This is a genomic window from Bacillus sp. NPDC094077, from assembly GCF_050279465.1.
Taxonomy (GTDB): Bacteria; Bacillota; Bacilli; order Bacillales; family Bacillaceae_G; genus Bacillus_A.
The window spans coordinates 148631-167429 of sequence record NZ_JBNNUF010000004.1; the positions used below are offsets into that span (position 1 = coordinate 148631).

An 18799-nucleotide genomic window follows, 5' to 3' on the forward strand; every position below is an offset into this window, starting at 1 on the left:
TAGATTGTCTTTTTTTAATTTACGTATGTTCTGGTAAAATTAAGGTTAGCCTTATTAGGGAGGTGAAAAGTTTGCGGAAACGTTTCTATATAGGGGTTGGAGTTATTCTCTTACTTGCTTTAGGTGGAATTGTGTATTGGTCAGCTTTACAAGGAAACCGTACGGAACATTTTATTTTAAGACATATGGTGAATGAAAATGGGACGCTTGCCACATATCGTTTAGCAGATACAAAGGCAGGTACGGGGGAAGCGAAAGGCCGTGAAGCTTTATCAGAATCGGCAGGACTATGGTTACAATATACACTGGATAAAGATGACCAAGCGTTATTTGATGAGCAAGTAAAGGTTATTCAAAATAACTTTGTACATAAGGATTGTATCGTTTTATGGAAAATTTCTGAAAAGGGAGAAATGCAGTCAGCTACAAATGCACTTATAGATGATCTTCGTATTATAGAACAATTATATCGTGCTTATGAAATGTATAAGGAAGATCGCTATAAAAACCTTGCAGATCAATTGAGTGATGCTGTACTTCGTTATAATAAGAAAGATAATTATTACGTTGATTATTATGATGCAGATGCAGGTAAACAAAATAATTTTGCAACAACATCATACATAAATCCACATGCATTTTCTTATATGAAAAAGTACGGAAAAGTTTCTGCTCAGCAGTATCAAGAAGTAGTTCAGTTTTTAGCTGATTATCCAAGGCGTGGCTGGGCATTCCCGAAAGAGTATAAAGAAGATGGTACATTTACGTACGATCAAGAAGTGAATCTTATTGATCAATCGTATGTTGCATATCATCGTAGTTTAGGCGGTCTTTCATCAGATGCATATTTGGAATTCATAAAGAAAAAATTCCAAGAGGATGGAAAATTATACGGTCGTTATCATTTAGAAACGGGAAAACGAGCTGTGAATTATGAATCGCCAGCCGCTTACGGATTAACGATTTTGTACGTACTACAAACAGGTGATACAAAGTTTGCGAAGGAATTGTATGATCATATGGCCACATTCCGAAATGATAATGTATTTAGTAGATATTATGGTGGATACGTGACAGGCGAAAATAATAATACGCATATTTTCGATAACGTACTACCGCTTTTAGCTGAAATGGAATTAGAGAAGCGTAACAAATAGAAGGTGCCACCTTATAGGGATGGCACCTTCTATTTGTGTTAAATCGATATTCCTTGTCGAAACGTCGATATATTGAAAAAATCGTTGATATAATTTTACGTCCTAATATTGGAGAAGTAATCAATCACAAATTCACGGAATTGCTGGGCGGTTTTTGATAAGTAACGTTTCTTCGACCAACTTAAGCCGATGGTTCGCTCGCAATTAGGTTCAATAATACGTAACTTATTTGATGCTAAAGTAGAGTTTTTTAATAAAGTTAAACTTGGGACAAATGCGACGCCGAGACCTTGCTTAATGAGATCGCTAATAACGGTTGGTTCATCTACTTCAAAAGCGATATGTGGAGTGAAACCAGCTTCTTTACAAAATTCATCTGTTAAGTGCCGAAATCCGTAACCAGTGTTCATACTAATAAACGGTTCGTCCCTTACTTCATGCAGATGTATACTTTCGCGGCTAGATAACCGATGTCCTGAAGGAACGACTAAGAAAATTTCTTCTGTAATAAGTGGCTCCCAAACAATTTCCTCGCCTTCAATCGGCACCGAGGAGATACAAAAATCAATTTCTATATTATCTAGTTGTCGTTTCATAGAAGGAGTAGACGCGAGAAATTGCTGGAATCGAACGTTAGGATGCTCTAGTAAAAAAGAACCGAGTAGTTCTGGTAATATTCTCGGAATAGAAACGGCCAGTGTAATAGAGCCTTGTTGTAATTCAGATAAATCTTTAATTTCTCGTTCCCCTTCACTTAATTCATGAAAAATACGTTCTACTCGTTTTAAAAATACTTTTCCGAAAGAGTTTAATGTAATTTGTCGACCTTGGCGATCAAATAACGGGACGCCTAAGTCCTTTTCTAGTCTAGCGATTGTTTTACTGAGTGAAGGCTGCGCGATATGCAATTCTTCAGCTGCTTTTGTCATATGTTCTAGTCGTGCGACTGTTTGAAAGTATTTTAATTGAAGAAGTTCCATTTTCAATCTCCTTTCTATAGACCAGAAGGAATGAATTTATAATTAAAGATGTATTATACAGTATGAAAAGTGACGTGTATAGTAAATCTGTTAAACCATTCGAAGGGTGTTAAATTAGAAGAAGGAGTATGTTTCATGAAGGGAATTCAACTCATATTTAAAGATTGGAAGGCGATGTGGCACCATAAACATGGACGTATCGCTTTAATTTTTTTATTAATCGTTCCTTTAATTTATTCAGGATTCTTTTTAGCTGGATATTGGGATCCGTACGGACGATTAGATAAATTACCTGTTGCGGTTGTGAATTTAGATAAGGGTGCTGCGATGGATGAAAAAACAATTCATGCAGGAGACGATTTTGTTAAAAATTTAAAAGAGAATAAGGAACTGGCTTTTCATTTCGTATCAGAAAAGAATGCTAATGAAGGGCTAAAAGAAGATAAGTATTATATGGTTGTTACGATTCCAGAGGATTTCTCTAAAAAGGTAAGTACACTTATGTATGAGAAACCAGAGCCGGCGCAACTGCAATACAAAGTAAACCCAGGTAAAAACTTTGTAGCAGCTCAAATTGGAACGACAGCTGTTGAAAATATGAAAACAAAAATCTCAAATAGTATTACAAAATCTTATACAGAAGTTGTCTTTTCAAAGTTTCAAGATTTGGCACAAGGGTTAAGTGATGCAAGTAATGGTGCTGAGAAGTTACATGAAGGAACGACGGATGCAAAAAATGGGGCGAATCAGCTTGCAGATGGTATTCATCGTTTAAGTGACGGGACATCGAAAGTAAAAGAGGGAAGTGACAAGCTTGCATCTAGCCAATCTGCCTTAACTGGGGGAGCAAATGGGCTAAGTCAAGGAGCGACATCACTTCATAGTGGTATGGAGTTACTAGCGCAAGGTGAAAAAACGTTACAATCAGGAGTTAGTGAATTAAGCGCTGGTACAAATGAATGGGTGAGCGGAAGTGAGAAACTTGCTGAGGGGCAAGTGAAAGCGGATGATGCAGCCAATAGTGTAAAACAACAATTAGAAGAGTACGTGAAGAATCATCCAGAGGCACAGCAAGATCCTGCTTTTCAAAAAATCGTTGCTACGTCTAATGGACTAGCTAAAGCAACAAATACTTTAAATAATAGCCAACAACAATTGACACAAGGTGCAAAGAAGCTTGCTGATGGTCAGCATAAGGTTGAAGAAGGCATGAATACGTTCGGAGTTAAGTTAAGTGAAGCTACTGCTGGAACGAAAAAGGTAGCAGATGGTGCAGCAAATTTAGCTGATGGATTTACGAAGTGGGGAAATGGATTTACTTCCCTGCAAGAAGGTGTAAATCAGCTTGCAAGTGGTGGAACGGAGTTAAATAACGGTGCTGGGAAGTTAACGAACGGACTTGTTAAGCTTGACGGCGGTGCGAAAGAACTTTCTACGAAATTAGGAGAGGGTGCAGAGACGATAGCGGATGTTCGCAATGATGATGCACGCAATACGATGTTCTCAGAGCCGGTTCAATTAGTGAAGTCAACAGTTTCTGACGTGCCTAACTACGGTTCAGGTATTGCACCATATTTCTTATCACTTGCATTTTATGTCGGCGGAATTATGGCATCGAATATTTTACCGCTTGGCCGTAGGCAAAATATGAAGGTAAGCGGAACAGTACATTTTGTTAATAAACTAGGATTAGTATACTTAATTGGACTCATTCAAGCACTACTTGTAGATGTGGTTGTGTTAGGAGTTATGAAGTTAGAAGTTGCAAGTGTGCCGCTCTTTATTTTATCAAGTATTGTTATTTCCTTTACATTCATGACGTTTATTCTTATGTTAGTAACGGTATTCGGTCTTGTTGGGAAGTTTGCAGCGGTAACGCTTCTCGTTCTGCAATTAGCGACGAGCGGTGGTACTTTCCCAGGGGAATTAAACATAGATGTTCTTAGCGAAATTGGAAAGTTTCTCCCAATGTCTCATTCTCTTAGAGGATTACAAGATGTTATCTCTTTAGGAGATTGGTCGCAATTACAAATGCAAATTTTAATATTGTTATGCTACCTCGTTGTTGCCGGAGGAATTGCTTGGATTACGAGCCATATACAGCATAGAGAAACGAATGCAGAGCAAGTTTCTTAAAATGAAAGAAGCTATCCGATTTTTCCGGATAGCTTCTTTTTATTCCGCTATTTGCGGGCAGTAAGACTTCCGCCTTGAATTAGGCTGAAGCAAAGAAGTTAGGTGGGAGTCGGGCTGCCCGTAAAAGCCCGATTAGTTGAACCTTATTTGCGTTCCATTACAGCAAAGTAATTATTTTCATTATCTGCAAAGTTGAATGCTCTACCAGTAGGTAAATCTACAACTTGTCCAACTGTAACATTTTTCTCAGAAAGATCTTTATAAAGTTGATCTAAGTTGTTAGAGAAGAACATAAGTGATGGTGTATGTAAGTTTAATTCAGGTTGCATCTTCGCGATTAACGCTTTATCGTGAAGGACGATGCTTGTTCCTGCTTCTTTTGTTGGAGCGATTTCAATCCAACGGAATCCTTTTCCGTTATTTTCTTCAGCAATGATTTGGAACCCTACTTTTTCTGTCCAAAATTGTACTGTTTCGTCCTGGTTATTTACATATAGCATAATTTGTCCAACTTGATTAATCATAGATGTCTCCTGCTTTCTTTTTTTATATGTGTATGATTATATCAAATATATGGTTTGAATAGTTTTTCATGATTTTTTCGAAGTGCAATCTTCGCCCATTTCAAACTTGGTGTAGGAGAAGAACCTGTAATCCACGTATGAAATGGCATTGTGCTACAAATGACCATTGTTGAAATAGAGATGGCTGCTGTTAATACAAATAGTAATAGGCTATATAGTATAGTATTTTCTTGCAATGTGAATAAGGAAAGAAGTTTTGTACACAGTTGCAAGAAGAAAAAATGTGCTAAATAAGCGCCATACGTGTAATTCCCGATAAATCGTAAAGCTTTATATAAGAAACCGCGTCGCTGTACAATTGTAATAGATAACACGTACAGTATGATAATTTCGCATACAATATATAAAAACATAGACGGTTTTAAATAGGTAGAAACGGTTAAATGAATAGAGTTTGCTCCGTAAAAGCTAAATAACTCATAATTGATGAATAAAAATAAGATGAAAAATAATATTGTGATAAGCGGGATATGTTTCATAACGAATAGACGCCAAGTTTTTAATGCCACAGCAGCTATTCCTCCCATAACGAAATAGAATGAGTAGAATAGAAATGATCGATCTGTATAATGTAAAATGGTCGAACTCGTTAATTTTTCTCCATTAAAAATATAGTGAGAAGAGAACCACATTAAAAGGAAATATAGACACGCAAACATGGACATATATTTATATATGTCTTTTTTATTTTCTGTTCGTTTTTGAAACCAATAAAATAGTGTACATAGTAAAGGGAACAATAAATGAATTTGGAACATCATAATAACATACCAAAGATGAGGTGCGGCTGTTCCGAGTAGTAAACTTTTTATTCCACCTTGTAATGTAATCATGTCGTTTGTTGTTAATAAGTAAAGAATAGACCAAAAGAAATAAGGAATGAGTAAGTGTGTGGCTTTTTCAGAAATATATTCTTTGTATACTAATTGCTTTGTATAGTGACGAATTAAATGAAATCCAACGATAAATATGAATGCAGGTGCTGAAAATTTTGCGAGATTAAATAACATCCCCATAATGAGGGATTGTTCAAGTAAGACATTTCCTTGATTCATTGTATATAATAAGGAACTTTGCAAAACGACAGCAAGAAATGCAATGCTTTGCAAAACTTTAAATTCTGGTGCGCTTTGTGTCATTGTTTCCATCTCCTTTTCCATACATGATTATAGTACGGAGAATGGATGAGAGGTGTGGAATATTTGTGAAGATTTTAACAAATTTGTGGCGATAGGAAATAAATAATAACAACGATTTTTTCAATATATCAATTTACCAATTCATAACGATAAAAAAAGGATGCTCAAAACGAGCATCCTTTTTTTATCTATTAAGCAAACTTGTTCTTGATCCAGTTCTTACCTTCTACAAGACGAGCTGTCATTACGGCACAAGCGTTATCTCCTGTTACGTTTAACATCGTTGCAGGAGGGTCAATGATTGTACTAATTGCTGCGATAATTGGCAGTGCTTCTGGCGGGAAGCCGTATAGAGAAACGATTAACATTTCACCAATCATACCGCCGCCTGGAATAGCACCCATTACTGTTCCTACTAATAGAGAAACAACAAGTGCAATAGCTAATGTTTTTGGTCCTTCAAATTCCATGTTGAAAATACCGAATAAGAAAGCAATTTTTAATACCCCGCCTAAAACAGATCCGTCTTTATGAAGTGTAGAACCAAGAAGGACAACTGTTTCACGAACGTCAGAAGAAATACCCATTTTCTTCGTTGCTTCTAAGTTCGCTGGAATACTTGCGGCACTACTACAAGTTGCAAGAGATGTAACTGTAGGGGAGACCATGTTCTTCCAAAATACTTGAACACCTTGTTTGCGACCTGCAAGGTACGCATAGAATGTGAAGAATACAAAGAAGTAAATAAGAGACGCTGGATAGTATACCATTGCAGCTCGGAAGTAAGTTCCAAGAAGCTGTGGTCCGAATTCACCAACTAACGCTGCGAAGTAAGCAGCAAGTCCAATTGGAGCGTAGTACATAATGAAAGATACGACTTTCATTGAAATTTCTGCACCAGCTTGTAGGAATGTAGCAAATGGTTTTCCTTTCTCACCAACTGCTGAAGTTGCAATCCCCATTAAGATAGAGAAGAAAATAAGAGCTAACATATTTTCACGAGATAGTAACTTCGAGAAGTCTGATACTGTTAGAATACCAACGATTTGATCCGCAACGCTAACAGCTTTTTCAGCTTTGTCAGGTTGTGTTAGTTCTAGTACAACGCCTTGTGCTGGCGGGAATACTTTCACGACAATAATCATAAAAATAGCAGCTAAAATACTTGTAAATAAGAAAGTCCCAGCCATACTAGACATAATTTTACCGAAACGTTTTAATCCATCCATATTAGCAATAGAAGACGCGATGCTAAAGAACACAAGAGGAACAACAATCGTAAACATTAAGTTTAGAAAAATGTCACCAAGCGGCTTTAAAGCAACTGCATCGGCACCCATGAAATAACCAATGAAACCACCAATTAGGATAGAAGATAATAAAATAAGTGGAAAGCGATACGCTTTCATAAATATACCCTCCTATCGATTATAAAAAATCATACTGAATCATTATAGCGAGTTAGAGTCTTATTTGCTAGGAGAATACTGATAGATAGAATAGCGCGAAAACCGAGAAATTTTTATTTTTAAGCTCGGCATACAGTTAGAAATCTAGACATATATATTTGTAACCTAGTGGTGGCAAGGGGTGCACCATAATTTAGGTTTAGAAAAAGGGGAGGGAAGCGGGATGAATATTTTACTTTGCTGTGCAGCGGGAATGTCTTCCAGTTTGATTGTTACAAAAATGGAGAAAGCAGCAGAGGCAAGAGGGATAGAGGTAAAGATTTGGGCAGTATCGGGTTCTGAAGTGAATAGCCACATTGATAAAGCAGATGTACTTTTACTTGGACCGCAAGTACGTTATTTATTACCGAAAATGAAAGAATTATGTAAGGAGAAAGGGATACCTGTTGATGTCATTCAATCCGTCCATTATGGGCTATGTAATGGGGAAGCTATCTTGCAAGCAGCTTTGTCAATGAAACCATGAGGAGAGTGGGATAGATGATGCGGTTTTTAGAGAAATATGTGATGCCAGTAGCAGGAAAGGTTGCAGAGCAGAGGCATTTGCTAGCAATTCGTGATGGACTTGTCTTGACGATGCCTTTCTTAATTATCGGATCAGTTTTTCTTATTATTAGTACATTACCAATCCCAGGGTATAATGAATTTATGGCAGGTTTGTTTGGAGATAATTGGCAGAAAGCTTTAGGGTACCCAGTTAGTGCAACTTTTAATATAATGGCTTTAATAGCTGTTTTTGGAATCGCTTACAGACTTGGCGAGTATTATAAAGTGGACGCTTTAGCATCCGGTGCATTATCACTTGTAACGTTTTTACTCGCAACTCCATTTCAAGTTGCATATATCGTGCCGGGTACGAAAGAAAGTATACTGGTAGATGGAGTAATCCCAGCGGCATTAATGGGAAGCCAAGGGTTATTTGTAGCGATGATTATTGCAATTATATCTACTGAAATATACCGATATATTGTGCAGAAAAAGATGATTATAAAGATGCCTGAGACAGTTCCCCCAGCAGTAACGCGTTCATTTGCAGCCCTTATTCCAGGATTTATTGTTGTGACAGTTGTTTGGATCATTAGATTAATTTTTGAACACACAACTTTCGGAAGTATTCATAATGTTGTAGGGAAGCTGTTGCAAGAACCACTTAGTGTACTTGGTGCTAGTCTTTGGGGTGCAGTCATAGCGGTTATTCTTGTTCATGTCCTTTGGGCGTGCGGAATTCATGGAGCTACAATTGTAGGGGGGGTTATGAGTCCGATTTGGTTATCGTTAATGGATCAAAATCGAATTGCTTTTCAGGCTGGGCAAGACGTACCGAATACAATTACCGCACAGTTTTTTGATTTATGGATTTATATGGGCGGTTCTGGTGCAACACTTGCTTTAGTTGTAGGAATGTTATTATTTGCACGAAGTCAGCAATTAAAAAGTTTAGGGCGATTGTCAATTGCACCTGGTATTTTTAATATTAATGAAATGGTGACTTTCGGTATGCCAATTGTCATGAACCCGCTTTTACTTATTCCATTTATATTGGTTCCAGTTGTATTAACGATTGTTTCTTATTTTGCAATGGAATGGGGATGGGTGGCTCGACCAAGTGGTGCTGCTGTAACATGGACTACACCAATTCTATTTAGTGGATATTTAGGATCGGGTGGTAAATTCTCGGGAGTTGTGTTGCAAATCGTTAACTTTGCATTAGCATTCTTTATTTACTTACCGTTCTTAAAAATATGGGATAAACAAAAATTGGCGGAAGAAAAGGGGGAGTAGCAAGTTAAAATGGAGACAAAAGTGTTTCACTTAATTTTGCATGGAGGTAATGCAAGAAGTTGTTCAATGGAAGCAATTGATTGCGCGAAGCGTGGAGACTTTGATGGAGCTGAGGCAAAGCTACAAGAAGCTCTACATGAATTGCAAGAGGCGCACCGTATACAAACGGAGCTCATACAGAAAGAAGCAGCTGGCGAAAAGACAGAAGTTACTCTTCTAATGGTACATGCGCAAGATCATTTAATGAATGCAATTACGGTGAAGGAATTAGCGAGTGAATTTGTAGAATTATATAGGAAGATGTCAGTGACTGAATGAACCTTGCGTATGCAAGGTTTTTTTATTTTATTAAATAGAGGGTTAAAATAATAAATTATTTTTCAGTGTTGTTTGTTTTAAACATAACTAGACAACTAAACACTAATCTATTTTCATACAGTTATGTGTTAAAAGCGTGTTGTTTTATAACACACTGTGTGTTTTTTGGTGACACACTAATTGAAAGCGTTAACACACAAAGAAAATACTCGAAAAAGTGCTGATTTTAGTGGTTTTAAAAAGTTGGCACGCTAATTGCATTAATAAATAGCGTAAAGAAAAATAAATAAACATAAATTTTTAATACTACACAAGGGGGATTTTCAAATGAATATTTTATTATGTTGCTCAGCAGGGATGTCTACAAGTTTACTAGTTACAAAAATGGAAGCGGCTGCAAAAGCTCGCGGCCTAGAAGGAAAGATTTGGGCTGTATCTGGGGATGCAGTAAAAACGAATATCGATCAAGCGGATGTATTATTACTAGGACCACAAGTTCGTTACATGCTTTCTTCAATGAAAACGCTTGCTGATGAGAAGAATGTTGGAATCGATGTTATCAATCCAATGCACTACGGCATGATGAATGGAGAAGCAGTTTTAGATCACGCGTTAACACTTAAAAAATAATTAGGGGGGAAGCAAAATGCAAAAGTTTATTGCATTTATGGAGAAATATATTGTTCCTGTCGCTGGTAAAATCGGATCGCAACGTCACTTAGCTGCAATCCGTGATGGATTTATTGCAGTTATGCCGCTTATTTTAGTTGGTGCACTTGCATCACTAATTAATGGCTTTCCATCTGAAGCTTTCCAAGATTTCATGAAAGGTTTGTTTGGTGAAACGTGGAAACAAGTTGGCGGTGGAATGTGGACTGGTTCTTTCGCAATTCTAGCACTAATCATAGCATTTACAACAAGTTATAACTTAGCAAAATCTTACGGCGTTGATGGTTTGTCAGCAGGTATTATTTCATTTGGTGCGTTAATTATTCTTACGCCAACAACACCGAAAGAAGGCGGATTGAACTTAGCTTGGACAGGTGCACAAGGGTTATTCGTAGCAATTATCGTGGCAATCCTTGTTACTGAAGTATTCCGTTTCTTTGTACAAAGAAACATTACTTTAAAAATGCCTGATGGAGTACCACCAGCAGTTTTAAGATCTTTCGCAGCTATAGTTCCAGCATTTGTTATCTTAACAGTAGTTGCAGGTATTCAATTAGCAGTGAAATTAGCTGGTACAAGTGTTCATGAATTTATCTTTAATACGATTCAATCACCACTGCAAAGTTTAGCAGGGACATTACCAAGTGCAATTGTCATTGTACTCCTTGTTCATCTTCTTTGGTTCTTCGGCTTACATGGTCCAAATATCGTTGGTGGTATTATTGAGCCATTATACTTACCGGCATTAGAGAAAAACATGAAGTTATTCCAAGGTGGTACATCTGCATTTGATGTTCCAAACATTGTTACAAAACCATTCTTTGATACTTTCGTATATCTTGGTGGTTCTGGTGCAACATTAGCGTTCTTAGTAGTTGTATTACTTGTAGCAAAAAGTGCACAATTACGCGGTGTATCTCGTTTATCAATTGGTCCTGGTGCATTCAACATTAACGAACCAGTAATCTTTGGTACACCAATTATTTTAAATCCAATTTTATTCTTACCGTTTATCATAACACCAATTGTATTAGTAATTACTTCTTATACAGCTATATCTATTGGCTGGGTACCAAAAACAGTTGTGATGATTCCATGGGCAACACCACCAATTATTAGTGGCTATCTTGTAACAGGTGGGCATCTTTCAGGCGCAATTCTACAGTTATTCAACTTTGTGATTGCGATGGTAATCTATTATCCATTCGTTGTGTTATGTGACCGTTCAGTAGTTCGTACTGAAAAAGCAGCAGCGCAAGGAAATAACAACTCTGTACCTATGTAACATAAAGATTGTTCTCACAGACAATATTGTCTGTGAGAACAATCACCTTTATATCATGTTCAAAAAGATGAGACCCATCTATAAGAACACCAAACTATCATTCATAAAATAATAATTTAATAGAAATGTTCAAACTGAAGGGGTATTTCAATCGGTTGAACCATAATAGAGAGGGCGGTAATTATGATGACTACAGCAGAACAAATTCCATTCCAATTAATTTTAAATAGTGGTAATGCACGAAGCTTTGCAATGGAGGCACTTCAATTTGCCAGACAGGGGAAAATGGCGGAAGCAGATGAGGCGATGGTAAAGGCGAAAGAAGCGATTAATGAAGCGCATCATTTCCAAACAGAGCTCATACAATCAGAAGCAAGAGGAGAAAAAACAGAGATTAGTGTTCTTTTAATTCACGCGCAAGATCATTTAATGAATGCGATTACAGTGAAAGAGTTAGCAGCAGAATTTATCGATCTTTATAAAAAACTTGAAGCGAAAGGGGAATAAAGCATGACTGGAATTAAAATTGCTACAATCGGCGGTGGATCTAGTTATACACCAGAATTAATTGAAGGATTTATTAAACGTTATGATGAGCTTCCTGTTCGTGAAATTTGGTTAGTAGATATTGAGGCAGGAAAAGAAAAGTTAGAAATCGTTGGTAACTTAGCGAAACGTATGGTAAAGAAATCAGGTTTACCAATTGAGGTGCATTTAACACTTGATCGTCGTGAAGCATTAAAAGATGCTGACTTCGTAACAACGCAACTTCGCGTTGGTTTATTAGAAGCACGTGCAAAAGATGAAGCGATTCCATTAAAATATGATGTAATTGGTCAGGAAACGAATGGTCCTGGTGGTTTATTCAAGGCATTGAGAACGATTCCGGTTATTTTAGATATTTGTAAAGATATGGAGGAGCTTTGTCCGAATGCATGGTTAATTAACTTTGCAAACCCAGCTGGTATGGTAACAGAAGCTGTCCTTCGTTATACGAATATTCAAAGAGTAGTTGGTCTATGTAACGTTCCAATCGGAATTCGTATGGGTCTTGCAAGATTACTTGAAGTAGATGCAAGTCGTGTACACGTTGATTTCGCAGGTTTAAATCACATGGTATACGGACTAGATGTATATTTAGATGGCGTAAGTGTAATGGATCGTGTGTTAGAGCTTGTAACAGATCCGGAAAAGCAAATTACGATGGAAAATATCGCAGCGCTTAACTGGGAGCCAGACTTTATTCGCGGCCTTCGTGCAATTCCATGTCCATACCATCGTTACTACTACAAAACACGTGAAATGTTAGAAGAAGAGAAAGAAGCTTCAATTGAAAAAGGTACACGTGCAGAAGTAGTAAAACAATTAGAAGATGATTTATTCGAGTTATATAAAGACCCGAATTTAGATATTAAACCACCACAATTAGAAAAACGTGGCGGAGCTTATTATAGTGATGCAGCATGTAGCTTAATTACGTCTATTTATAATAATAAAGGTGATATTCAGCCTGTTAATACACGAAACAACGGTGCAATTGCAAGCTTACCACATGATTCTGCTGTTGAGGTGAACTGTATTATTACGAAAGAAGGTCCAAAACCAATTTCAGTTGGAGATCTTCCAGTACCAGTTCGCGGTTTAGTACAACAAATTAAATCATTTGAGCGCACAACAATTGAAGCTGCTATTACAGGTGATTATCATAAAGCGCTGCTTGCTATGACAATTAATCCACTTGTACCATCGGATAAAGTTGCAAAACAAATTTTAGATGAAATGTTGGAAGCACATAAAGAACATCTTCCACAATTCTTTAAAAAGGTAGGGAAATAAGAAGCGGCGCTATTTAGCCCGCTTTTTTTCTTATATTAGTAGGAGGGATGCAAGTGATTCAATTAATTGTAAATGCAGATGATTTCGGTCTTACAGAAGGAACAAATTACGGCATTATTGATGGGCATAGAAACGGACTTGTAAATTCAACGACGATGATGATGAACATGCCAGGAACAGAGCATGCGGTACGGTTAGCAAAAGAGTATAAAACGTTAGGAGTAGGAGTGCATCTCGTATTAACGGCAGGAGAACCACTATTAAAGAATGTACCATCACTTGTAGGAAAAGATGGAGCGTTTCATAAACAAAGTGTTGTAAGGGAAGGAAATATACATCCAGAAGAAGTTGAGAGAGAATGGACGGCTCAAATTGAGAAGTTCTTATCTTACGGATTAATACCAACTCATTTAGATAGTCATCATCACGTGCATGGATTACCAATTTTACACGATGTTCTTGAGAGATTAGCGGGTAAATATAATGTTCCAATTCGCCGTTGTGAGGAAGAGAGAGCGGTGCGCCCGTTTTCAGACGTGTTTTACAGTGATTTTTATGCAGATGGTGTGACAGAAGATTACTTTACGAAGTTAGGAGATTGTGTGAAAGATGGGCAATCGTTAGAAATTATGGTACATCCAGCGTATATTGATCCAGAACTTGTGAAACGCTCTTCTTACGTAATGGATCGTGTGAAAGAACTGCGTATTTTAAAGGAGAGTAAGTTGCCAGAAGGAATGGAGCTTGTGAAGTTTTAAAAGGAAAACGACGGCTAAGTGGCCGTCGTTTTTTATATTTATAAAATAGATATAACATATCCACCAACAGCCCCAAGTATAACGATAACCCAAGGTGATGTTTTCCAAAAAGCGAGTAAGCAAAATAGAAGAGAAGCAAAAACGAAATCTGAAGCATTCATAATTGTACTCGTCCAAATTGGATCGTAAAAAGCGGCAATTAAAATACCGACAACAGCTGCGTTAACACCGAGCAGTGCGCCTTGTATAGCGGGTACCTTTCTTAGACTGTCCCAAAATGGTAAAACGCCGATAACGAGAAGAAAGGCAGGAAGGAAGATAGCGATTGTTGCGATTACAGCCCCAAGAGTTCCGTTTAACAATGCGCCTATATAAGAGGCGAATGTAAAGAGGGGACCTGGCACTGCTTGTGTTAATCCATATCCAGCTAGAAATTGTTCTTTTGTCATCATTCCATTTTGTACGAACTCGCCCTCAAGAAGAGGGAGTACGACGTGTCCACCGCCAAATACGAGAGAACCAGAGCGGTAAAAACTATCAAATAATGCGATATAAGGAGAGAGCGGTCGCAGTATTGGTAGCAATAGTAATAGTCCGAAAAATAAAATGAGGCAAGAACTAGCCATCGTTTTAGAAATAGAAATTTGTATCTTATATGATTGAGCGCTCTGAGGGACTTTATATAAAATCCAACCGACAAGCCCTGAAAGTACAATGAGAATGATTTGTGTCCAGCTACTTGGCCATAACAAGACAATCGCAGCAGTTACAATAGCGATTGTTGCACGGTTTCGATCTGGTGTTAACTTTTGCGCCATTCCCCAAATGGCATGAGCGACAATTGCGACTGCGACGAGTTTTAGTCCGTGAATCCAGCCTGAACTTCCAAGTTCGAATTGATTAAGAAATGAAGCGAAAAAGACTAAAACGAGAACAGACGGGAGGGTGAATCCAATCCAGGAGATGATTGCTCCTAATAGTCCACCGCGTAATAATCCAACCCCCATACCGACTTGACTGCTAGCAGGACCCGGAAGGAATTGGCATAGTGCTACTAAGTCACCGTAACTTTTTTCATCCATCCATTTTCTTTTCTGTACGTATTCGTGGTGGAAATAGCCGAGATGGGCGACAGGACCACCAAATGAAGTAAGTCCTAATTTAAATGAGACGAGAAAAATTTCTAATAATGTGCGAAAAGTATATTTGTTATTTTTCAAAGGAACCCCCTATAATGTTTTTTCTATGTGCATTATACAAGAGACTGTAAATCAAAAGGAACGATTTCGATGTAAAGATTTTGTGAATCTTTTCTTCGTAATTAAAAGTTGAAAAAGTCATAAATGATTATGTGTAAACCATAAAGTAGTAGAAGAAGTGCTGGGAAATTTATATAAGGAGAATGCCTTATGACAACACACTTTTTTGCTAGGTTAACGGGGAAGAGGGAAGTGCCTCCTGTAAATACAGAAGCTTTTGGGGTAGCAGAGTTTATTTTTAGTGATGATTTAACGAAATTGCATTACAGAGTAATACTAAAAAATATAGAAAAGGTCACGTCATGTCAAATTCATTTAGGGGAGTCCAATCAAATTGGTCCTGTTGTTCTCTATTTATACGGTCCACTAAAACAAGGAATTAGTTTGAACGAGGGAAGCATTACTGGTGTAGTGAATGTGGAGGATTTCGAAGGGCCGTTACAAGGGAAATCATTTGTTCACCTTCTCCAAGAAATTATTCAAGCAAATGTATATGTAAATGTTCATACGAAATCACATAAAAAGGGAGAAATAAGAGGGCGAATTAGAAAAGTAAAGAAGTAGAGGAAAAGGCTGTCCATATTTTGGAACAGCCTTTTCTCCTTATATAAGGTGCTATTTTTTTGCGATTATTGTCAGTAAATCGATAATATAATTGCACGTATTACGCACGAGATACAATATCGCCTAGTTTAATTTTTAACAGGCTGATTTTTAATAAAGAAGTCCATGACATAAAATACTTCATCATCGGGTATTTGTATTTCAAATGTATTTTCAATCGGTTGCAATGCTTTTTTTACTTTCATATACATCCAGTACTCATCTTGTCTTCTTTTTTCTTTCTCAGGATGAGGGAGAAGGCTTTCTCCTTTTTGAAGACGGTCAACCATACAGCTCATATGCAAAATAACACCCATTAAGCTATCAGGGGTTAGCTGTAAAGAAATTAATTCTTGGATTGTATTTAATGCGTAACGAATTGTTTTGATGAGTAATGCTCCATCATTACGCTGCATTTGTTGTTCGAGAATATCAGCCATCTTCGCATATGTTTCTTCATACGTAAGTAATTCTTGAATTGGCTGAATTGCTGTGTAGTTCACAATATCTTGGAAATGATATGTTAAGCATGGTACTTGCACATCAAAATTCGTGACGATACAAATGATATTACGCTCTTTTTTAATATTCTCAATCATTTTCGTTAAATCTTTTTCATGGACGATACTAATCGGAATAATCTCAATTAAGTCTTTGTCAAAACGTAAATAATTCTCTAACATTTTTTGAATAGCTAAAGCACTTCCTTCGCCAGTTAAACAAGCTGTTAAAATAACAGATTTCATTGGAGAGAGTGGCTTTTTCTTTTCTTCTTGTACGTTTAAGTAAAACGGTGTTAAGTTCTTTACTGTTTCATATAGTGCGTCTAATGAATAACCGAGCTGTGCCTTTCGAGCTGCTTCTAGTGCATGTGGTGTGCTCGTCATCGAGAGAACACGTACAGGAATTTTGAACTCCGTCTCTAATATGTCACCGATATAAGCGAGCGATCCCATATCAACAAGCAAGAGAAGTCCATGTACATTTTGGAGCGTTTTCATATACACTTTCACACGTTCTAAAAAGTCTTTCGGTGATTCGTGTAACGGCATATCAATACCAGTTACTTCATCAATACCGAGAAGTTCATTCGCCACGTTTGCCATTTCTGTTGCGATGCCATTACCGTGCGCTAATATTAATACTTTTACTTCTGTTTGTGAGGCAGGAATTGGATCGACGACGAAGAACATTGTTAAAAAACCTGCTTCATCAATAGGCATTGTTATTTGTAATTCTTCCTCTAATAGCTGAATACATTGCATAGCTACAGAAAAAGCTTCTTTATATTTCGTACGAATTTGATTTAACTGTGGGTGATGAATTTGTTTTCCACCTTGCACACGTTGTAGAGTTGTCTGTACATGTAGACTTAAAGCGAGAAATACTTTTTCATCAAACGTCTTAGATAAATGTTTTTCAGCGAGTTCCGCAATTTTTTCACATACGGAAACGATATTACGATCCACAATTTTAAATACATTTTCATGACTTGTCTTTTGTGACATTTGGTTAAAATATTGTACGAAAAAGCTTTGGATATCATTTTCTATTAGTAGTTCTAATTCTTCTTCTTCAATACCGCGTGCTTGCAGTTCTTCATATTTATAATCAATATAGTCGTAAATAGAAGAACGTTTTTCATCTTCTGTTTTATGCTGACTCCAACCTTCGTCGCCTGTAAATACAAATGTTTCATTTGGTATTTGGTACAGGTGGCGGCTCTTTCTTTCAATAAACAGTCCTTCTTTCATATACCAAGGTAAATCTGTACTTGAAACATAGACAGAATCACGTTTTTTTGTCACAAAATCAGAATAAGCTTTCGCACAGGCAATTTGTACATCCGTTTTTAATTGACCGATGTTATTGGGACAATTGTAGAAGACGAAAGCACGCATTGCATTCGGGCTAACGTGAATTTCTTTTCGGAGACGAATTGCTTCATTTGTGAAAAATAGTTGTAGTAAAGCAAAGCGTTCTTTATGTGTACGCTCACGAAGTGGTGGAAGCGTGACAGTCATAGGTATACGTCTTGTAAATGTTTTTAATAAAAATGAATTTGGTTCTTCTGTTGTTGCAGTAATGATTAATACTTGTGCTTTACGTTCGTTCTCTGTTTCTCCAAGGCGGCGGTATACTCCGCGGTCAATAAAGGTGAAAAGCATTTCTTGCCCTTCTGGAGGAAGACGATGTACCTCATCTAAGAAAAGGATTCCTTCATTTGCTTTTTCAATTAGCCCTTTTTGATCACTTGCGCCTGTGTAAGCTCCTTTTTTAATCCCAAATAACTGTCCAAGTAGTAGCTGTGGATTGTTCGCATAATCAGCACAGTTAAATACGATAAATGGTGCGTTTTTTGGAAGTTGTTCAACTTCAATTGCATATTCGTGCATTAAGGAAGCAAACATAGACTTTCCGACCCCTGTTTCTCCTAGTAGTAAAGTATGCATACCGTTTGGAGGATAGAGGATAGAAGCTTTCGCTTTTTCAATTGCGATTTTAAGGCTTGTATTTTCAACTGCAAATGTATCTAATGAAGTAACGTCTTTTGAATGCGTTTCCAACGAAGGGTTCGTTTCTATGTAAAAACGAACAGGTCGCGTATTTGTTTTTAATAAACGTTTATCTTTTACAAGTTTGTTTAAGTCGCTACTTACATTGGCACGATCTAGTTGTAGAAGGGTTGCAAGTTCTGATGCGGTTACACCTTCTGTATAATTTCCTTCTTGTATTGCGTTAAAAATGAGATCTATTCGTTTCATTTCTATTCACCTCGAAACTTCATCACTATTTAAAATTTTACACAAAAATGGGAAGTGTG

General features: G+C 37.2%; 17 protein-coding genes. 11 read left to right on the forward strand and 6 right to left on the reverse strand.

The window, feature by feature from the left end; genetic code table 11:
- Positions 1-71: 71 nt before the first annotated feature.
- Positions 72-1157 (forward strand): transcriptional regulator, encoded by a 1086-nt coding sequence (locus tag ACQKNR_RS12490; RefSeq protein ID WP_427318203.1) that lies wholly within the window; start codon positions 72-74, stop codon positions 1155-1157.
- Between the two features lie 95 nt (positions 1158-1252).
- Here the strand turns inward: ACQKNR_RS12490 and ACQKNR_RS12495 are convergent, their stop codons facing one another.
- Positions 1253-2137: a LysR family transcriptional regulator gene (locus tag ACQKNR_RS12495; protein ID WP_427318205.1), complete on the reverse strand. Its 885-nt coding sequence runs from the start codon at positions 2135-2137 to the stop codon at positions 1253-1255.
- 135 nt (positions 2138-2272) lie between these two features.
- On the opposite strand from ACQKNR_RS12495, the gene ACQKNR_RS12500 reads away from it, so the two are divergent.
- On the forward strand, positions 2273-4273 hold the full coding sequence (locus tag ACQKNR_RS12500) for a YhgE/Pip family protein (RefSeq protein WP_427318207.1): 2001 nt from the start codon (positions 2273-2275) through the stop codon (positions 4271-4273).
- A 143-nt stretch (positions 4274-4416) separates the two neighbouring features.
- On the opposite strand, the gene ACQKNR_RS12505 is transcribed toward ACQKNR_RS12500, so the two are convergent.
- From ACQKNR_RS12505 to ACQKNR_RS12515, 3 genes are all read right to left on the reverse strand, one after another.
- On the reverse strand, positions 4417-4797 hold the full coding sequence (locus tag ACQKNR_RS12505; RefSeq protein WP_427318209.1) for a VOC family protein: 381 nt from the start codon (positions 4795-4797) through the stop codon (positions 4417-4419).
- A gap of 41 nt (positions 4798-4838) precedes the next feature.
- Positions 4839-5996, reverse strand: a complete 1158-nt coding sequence (locus ACQKNR_RS12510) for an acyltransferase (protein WP_427318211.1) — start codon at positions 5994-5996, stop codon at positions 4839-4841.
- 191 nt (positions 5997-6187) lie between these two features.
- Positions 6188-7405, reverse strand: coding sequence for a dicarboxylate/amino acid:cation symporter (locus ACQKNR_RS12515; protein WP_427318213.1), 1218 nt, complete (start codon positions 7403-7405; stop codon positions 6188-6190).
- A 223-nt stretch (positions 7406-7628) separates the two neighbouring features.
- On the opposite strand from ACQKNR_RS12515, the gene ACQKNR_RS12520 reads away from it, so the two are divergent.
- From ACQKNR_RS12520 to chbG, 8 genes are all read left to right on the forward strand, one after another.
- Positions 7629-7931 carry a PTS sugar transporter subunit IIB gene (locus ACQKNR_RS12520; protein ID WP_016079717.1) on the forward strand — a complete coding sequence of 101 codons (303 nt, stop codon included), beginning with the start codon at positions 7629-7631 and terminating at the stop codon, positions 7929-7931.
- Between the two features lie 14 nt (positions 7932-7945).
- The gene (gene celB, locus ACQKNR_RS12525; protein WP_427318215.1) at positions 7946-9247 is read left to right on the forward strand and encodes a PTS cellobiose transporter subunit IIC; all 1302 of its coding nucleotides are present in this window, start codon (positions 7946-7948) and stop codon (positions 9245-9247) included.
- Between the two features lie 9 nt (positions 9248-9256).
- The gene (locus ACQKNR_RS12530; RefSeq protein WP_427318217.1) at positions 9257-9565 is read left to right on the forward strand and encodes a PTS lactose/cellobiose transporter subunit IIA; all 309 of its coding nucleotides are present in this window, start codon (positions 9257-9259) and stop codon (positions 9563-9565) included.
- A 327-nt stretch (positions 9566-9892) separates the two neighbouring features.
- The gene (locus ACQKNR_RS12535) at positions 9893-10195 is read left to right on the forward strand and encodes a PTS sugar transporter subunit IIB (RefSeq protein ID WP_001023567.1); all 303 of its coding nucleotides are present in this window, start codon (positions 9893-9895) and stop codon (positions 10193-10195) included.
- Positions 10196-10211: 16 nt separating this feature from the next.
- Positions 10212-11519, forward strand: coding sequence for a PTS cellobiose transporter subunit IIC (celB, locus tag ACQKNR_RS12540; RefSeq protein ID WP_427318219.1), 1308 nt, complete (start codon positions 10212-10214; stop codon positions 11517-11519).
- Between the two features lie 183 nt (positions 11520-11702).
- A complete protein-coding gene (locus ACQKNR_RS12545; RefSeq protein WP_193412791.1) occupies positions 11703-12026 on the forward strand; it encodes a PTS lactose/cellobiose transporter subunit IIA in 324 nt (107 codons plus the stop codon).
- Between the two features lie 3 nt (positions 12027-12029).
- Positions 12030-13355, forward strand: coding sequence for a 6-phospho-beta-glucosidase (celF, locus tag ACQKNR_RS12550; RefSeq protein WP_427318221.1), 1326 nt, complete (start codon positions 12030-12032; stop codon positions 13353-13355).
- A gap of 53 nt (positions 13356-13408) precedes the next feature.
- Positions 13409-14113 (forward strand): chitin disaccharide deacetylase, encoded by a 705-nt coding sequence (gene chbG / locus ACQKNR_RS12555; RefSeq protein ID WP_427318223.1) that lies wholly within the window; start codon positions 13409-13411, stop codon positions 14111-14113.
- 38 nt (positions 14114-14151) lie between these two features.
- Here chbG and ACQKNR_RS12560 read toward each other — a convergent pair whose 3' ends face one another.
- Positions 14152-15333, reverse strand: coding sequence for a chromate transporter (locus ACQKNR_RS12560; protein ID WP_427318225.1), 1182 nt, complete (start codon positions 15331-15333; stop codon positions 14152-14154).
- A 189-nt stretch (positions 15334-15522) separates the two neighbouring features.
- On the opposite strand from ACQKNR_RS12560, the gene exsM reads away from it, so the two are divergent.
- Positions 15523-15936 (forward strand): exosporium regulatory protein ExsM, encoded by a 414-nt coding sequence (exsM, locus tag ACQKNR_RS12565; RefSeq protein ID WP_427318227.1) that lies wholly within the window; start codon positions 15523-15525, stop codon positions 15934-15936.
- Between the two features lie 128 nt (positions 15937-16064).
- Here exsM and ACQKNR_RS12570 read toward each other — a convergent pair whose 3' ends face one another.
- The gene (locus ACQKNR_RS12570; RefSeq protein WP_427318229.1) at positions 16065-18740 is read right to left on the reverse strand and encodes a PRD domain-containing protein; all 2676 of its coding nucleotides are present in this window, start codon (positions 18738-18740) and stop codon (positions 16065-16067) included.
- Positions 18741-18799 lie beyond the last annotated feature (59 nt).

Bases quoted from the DNA above. Each gene is read 5' to 3' on its own strand.
- ACQKNR_RS12495 (WP_427318205.1), bottom strand. From the start codon at position 2,137: ATGGAACTTCTTCAATTAAAATACTTTCAAACAGTCGCACGACTAGAA.
- ACQKNR_RS12500 (WP_427318207.1), top strand. From the start codon at position 2,273: ATGAAGGGAATTCAACTCATATTTAAAGATTGGAAGGCGATGTGGCAC.
- ACQKNR_RS12505 (WP_427318209.1), bottom strand. From the start codon at position 4,797: ATGATTAATCAAGTTGGACAAATTATGCTATATGTAAATAACCAGGAC.
- ACQKNR_RS12510 (WP_427318211.1), bottom strand. From the start codon at position 5,996: ATGACACAAAGCGCACCAGAATTTAAAGTTTTGCAAAGCATTGCATTT.
- ACQKNR_RS12515 (WP_427318213.1), bottom strand. From the start codon at position 7,405: ATGAAAGCGTATCGCTTTCCACTTATTTTATTATCTTCTATCCTAATT.
- ACQKNR_RS12520 (WP_016079717.1), top strand. From the start codon at position 7,629: ATGAATATTTTACTTTGCTGTGCAGCGGGAATGTCTTCCAGTTTGATT.
- celB (WP_427318215.1), top strand. From the start codon at position 7,946: ATGATGCGGTTTTTAGAGAAATATGTGATGCCAGTAGCAGGAAAGGTT.
- ACQKNR_RS12530 (WP_427318217.1), top strand. From the start codon at position 9,257: ATGGAGACAAAAGTGTTTCACTTAATTTTGCATGGAGGTAATGCAAGA.
- ACQKNR_RS12535 (WP_001023567.1), top strand. From the start codon at position 9,893: ATGAATATTTTATTATGTTGCTCAGCAGGGATGTCTACAAGTTTACTA.
- celB (WP_427318219.1), top strand. From the start codon at position 10,212: ATGCAAAAGTTTATTGCATTTATGGAGAAATATATTGTTCCTGTCGCT.
- ACQKNR_RS12545 (WP_193412791.1), top strand. From the start codon at position 11,703: ATGATGACTACAGCAGAACAAATTCCATTCCAATTAATTTTAAATAGT.
- celF (WP_427318221.1), top strand. From the start codon at position 12,030: ATGACTGGAATTAAAATTGCTACAATCGGCGGTGGATCTAGTTATACA.
- exsM (WP_427318227.1), top strand. From the start codon at position 15,523: ATGACAACACACTTTTTTGCTAGGTTAACGGGGAAGAGGGAAGTGCCT.
- ACQKNR_RS12570 (WP_427318229.1), bottom strand. From the start codon at position 18,740: ATGAAACGAATAGATCTCATTTTTAACGCAATACAAGAAGGAAATTAT.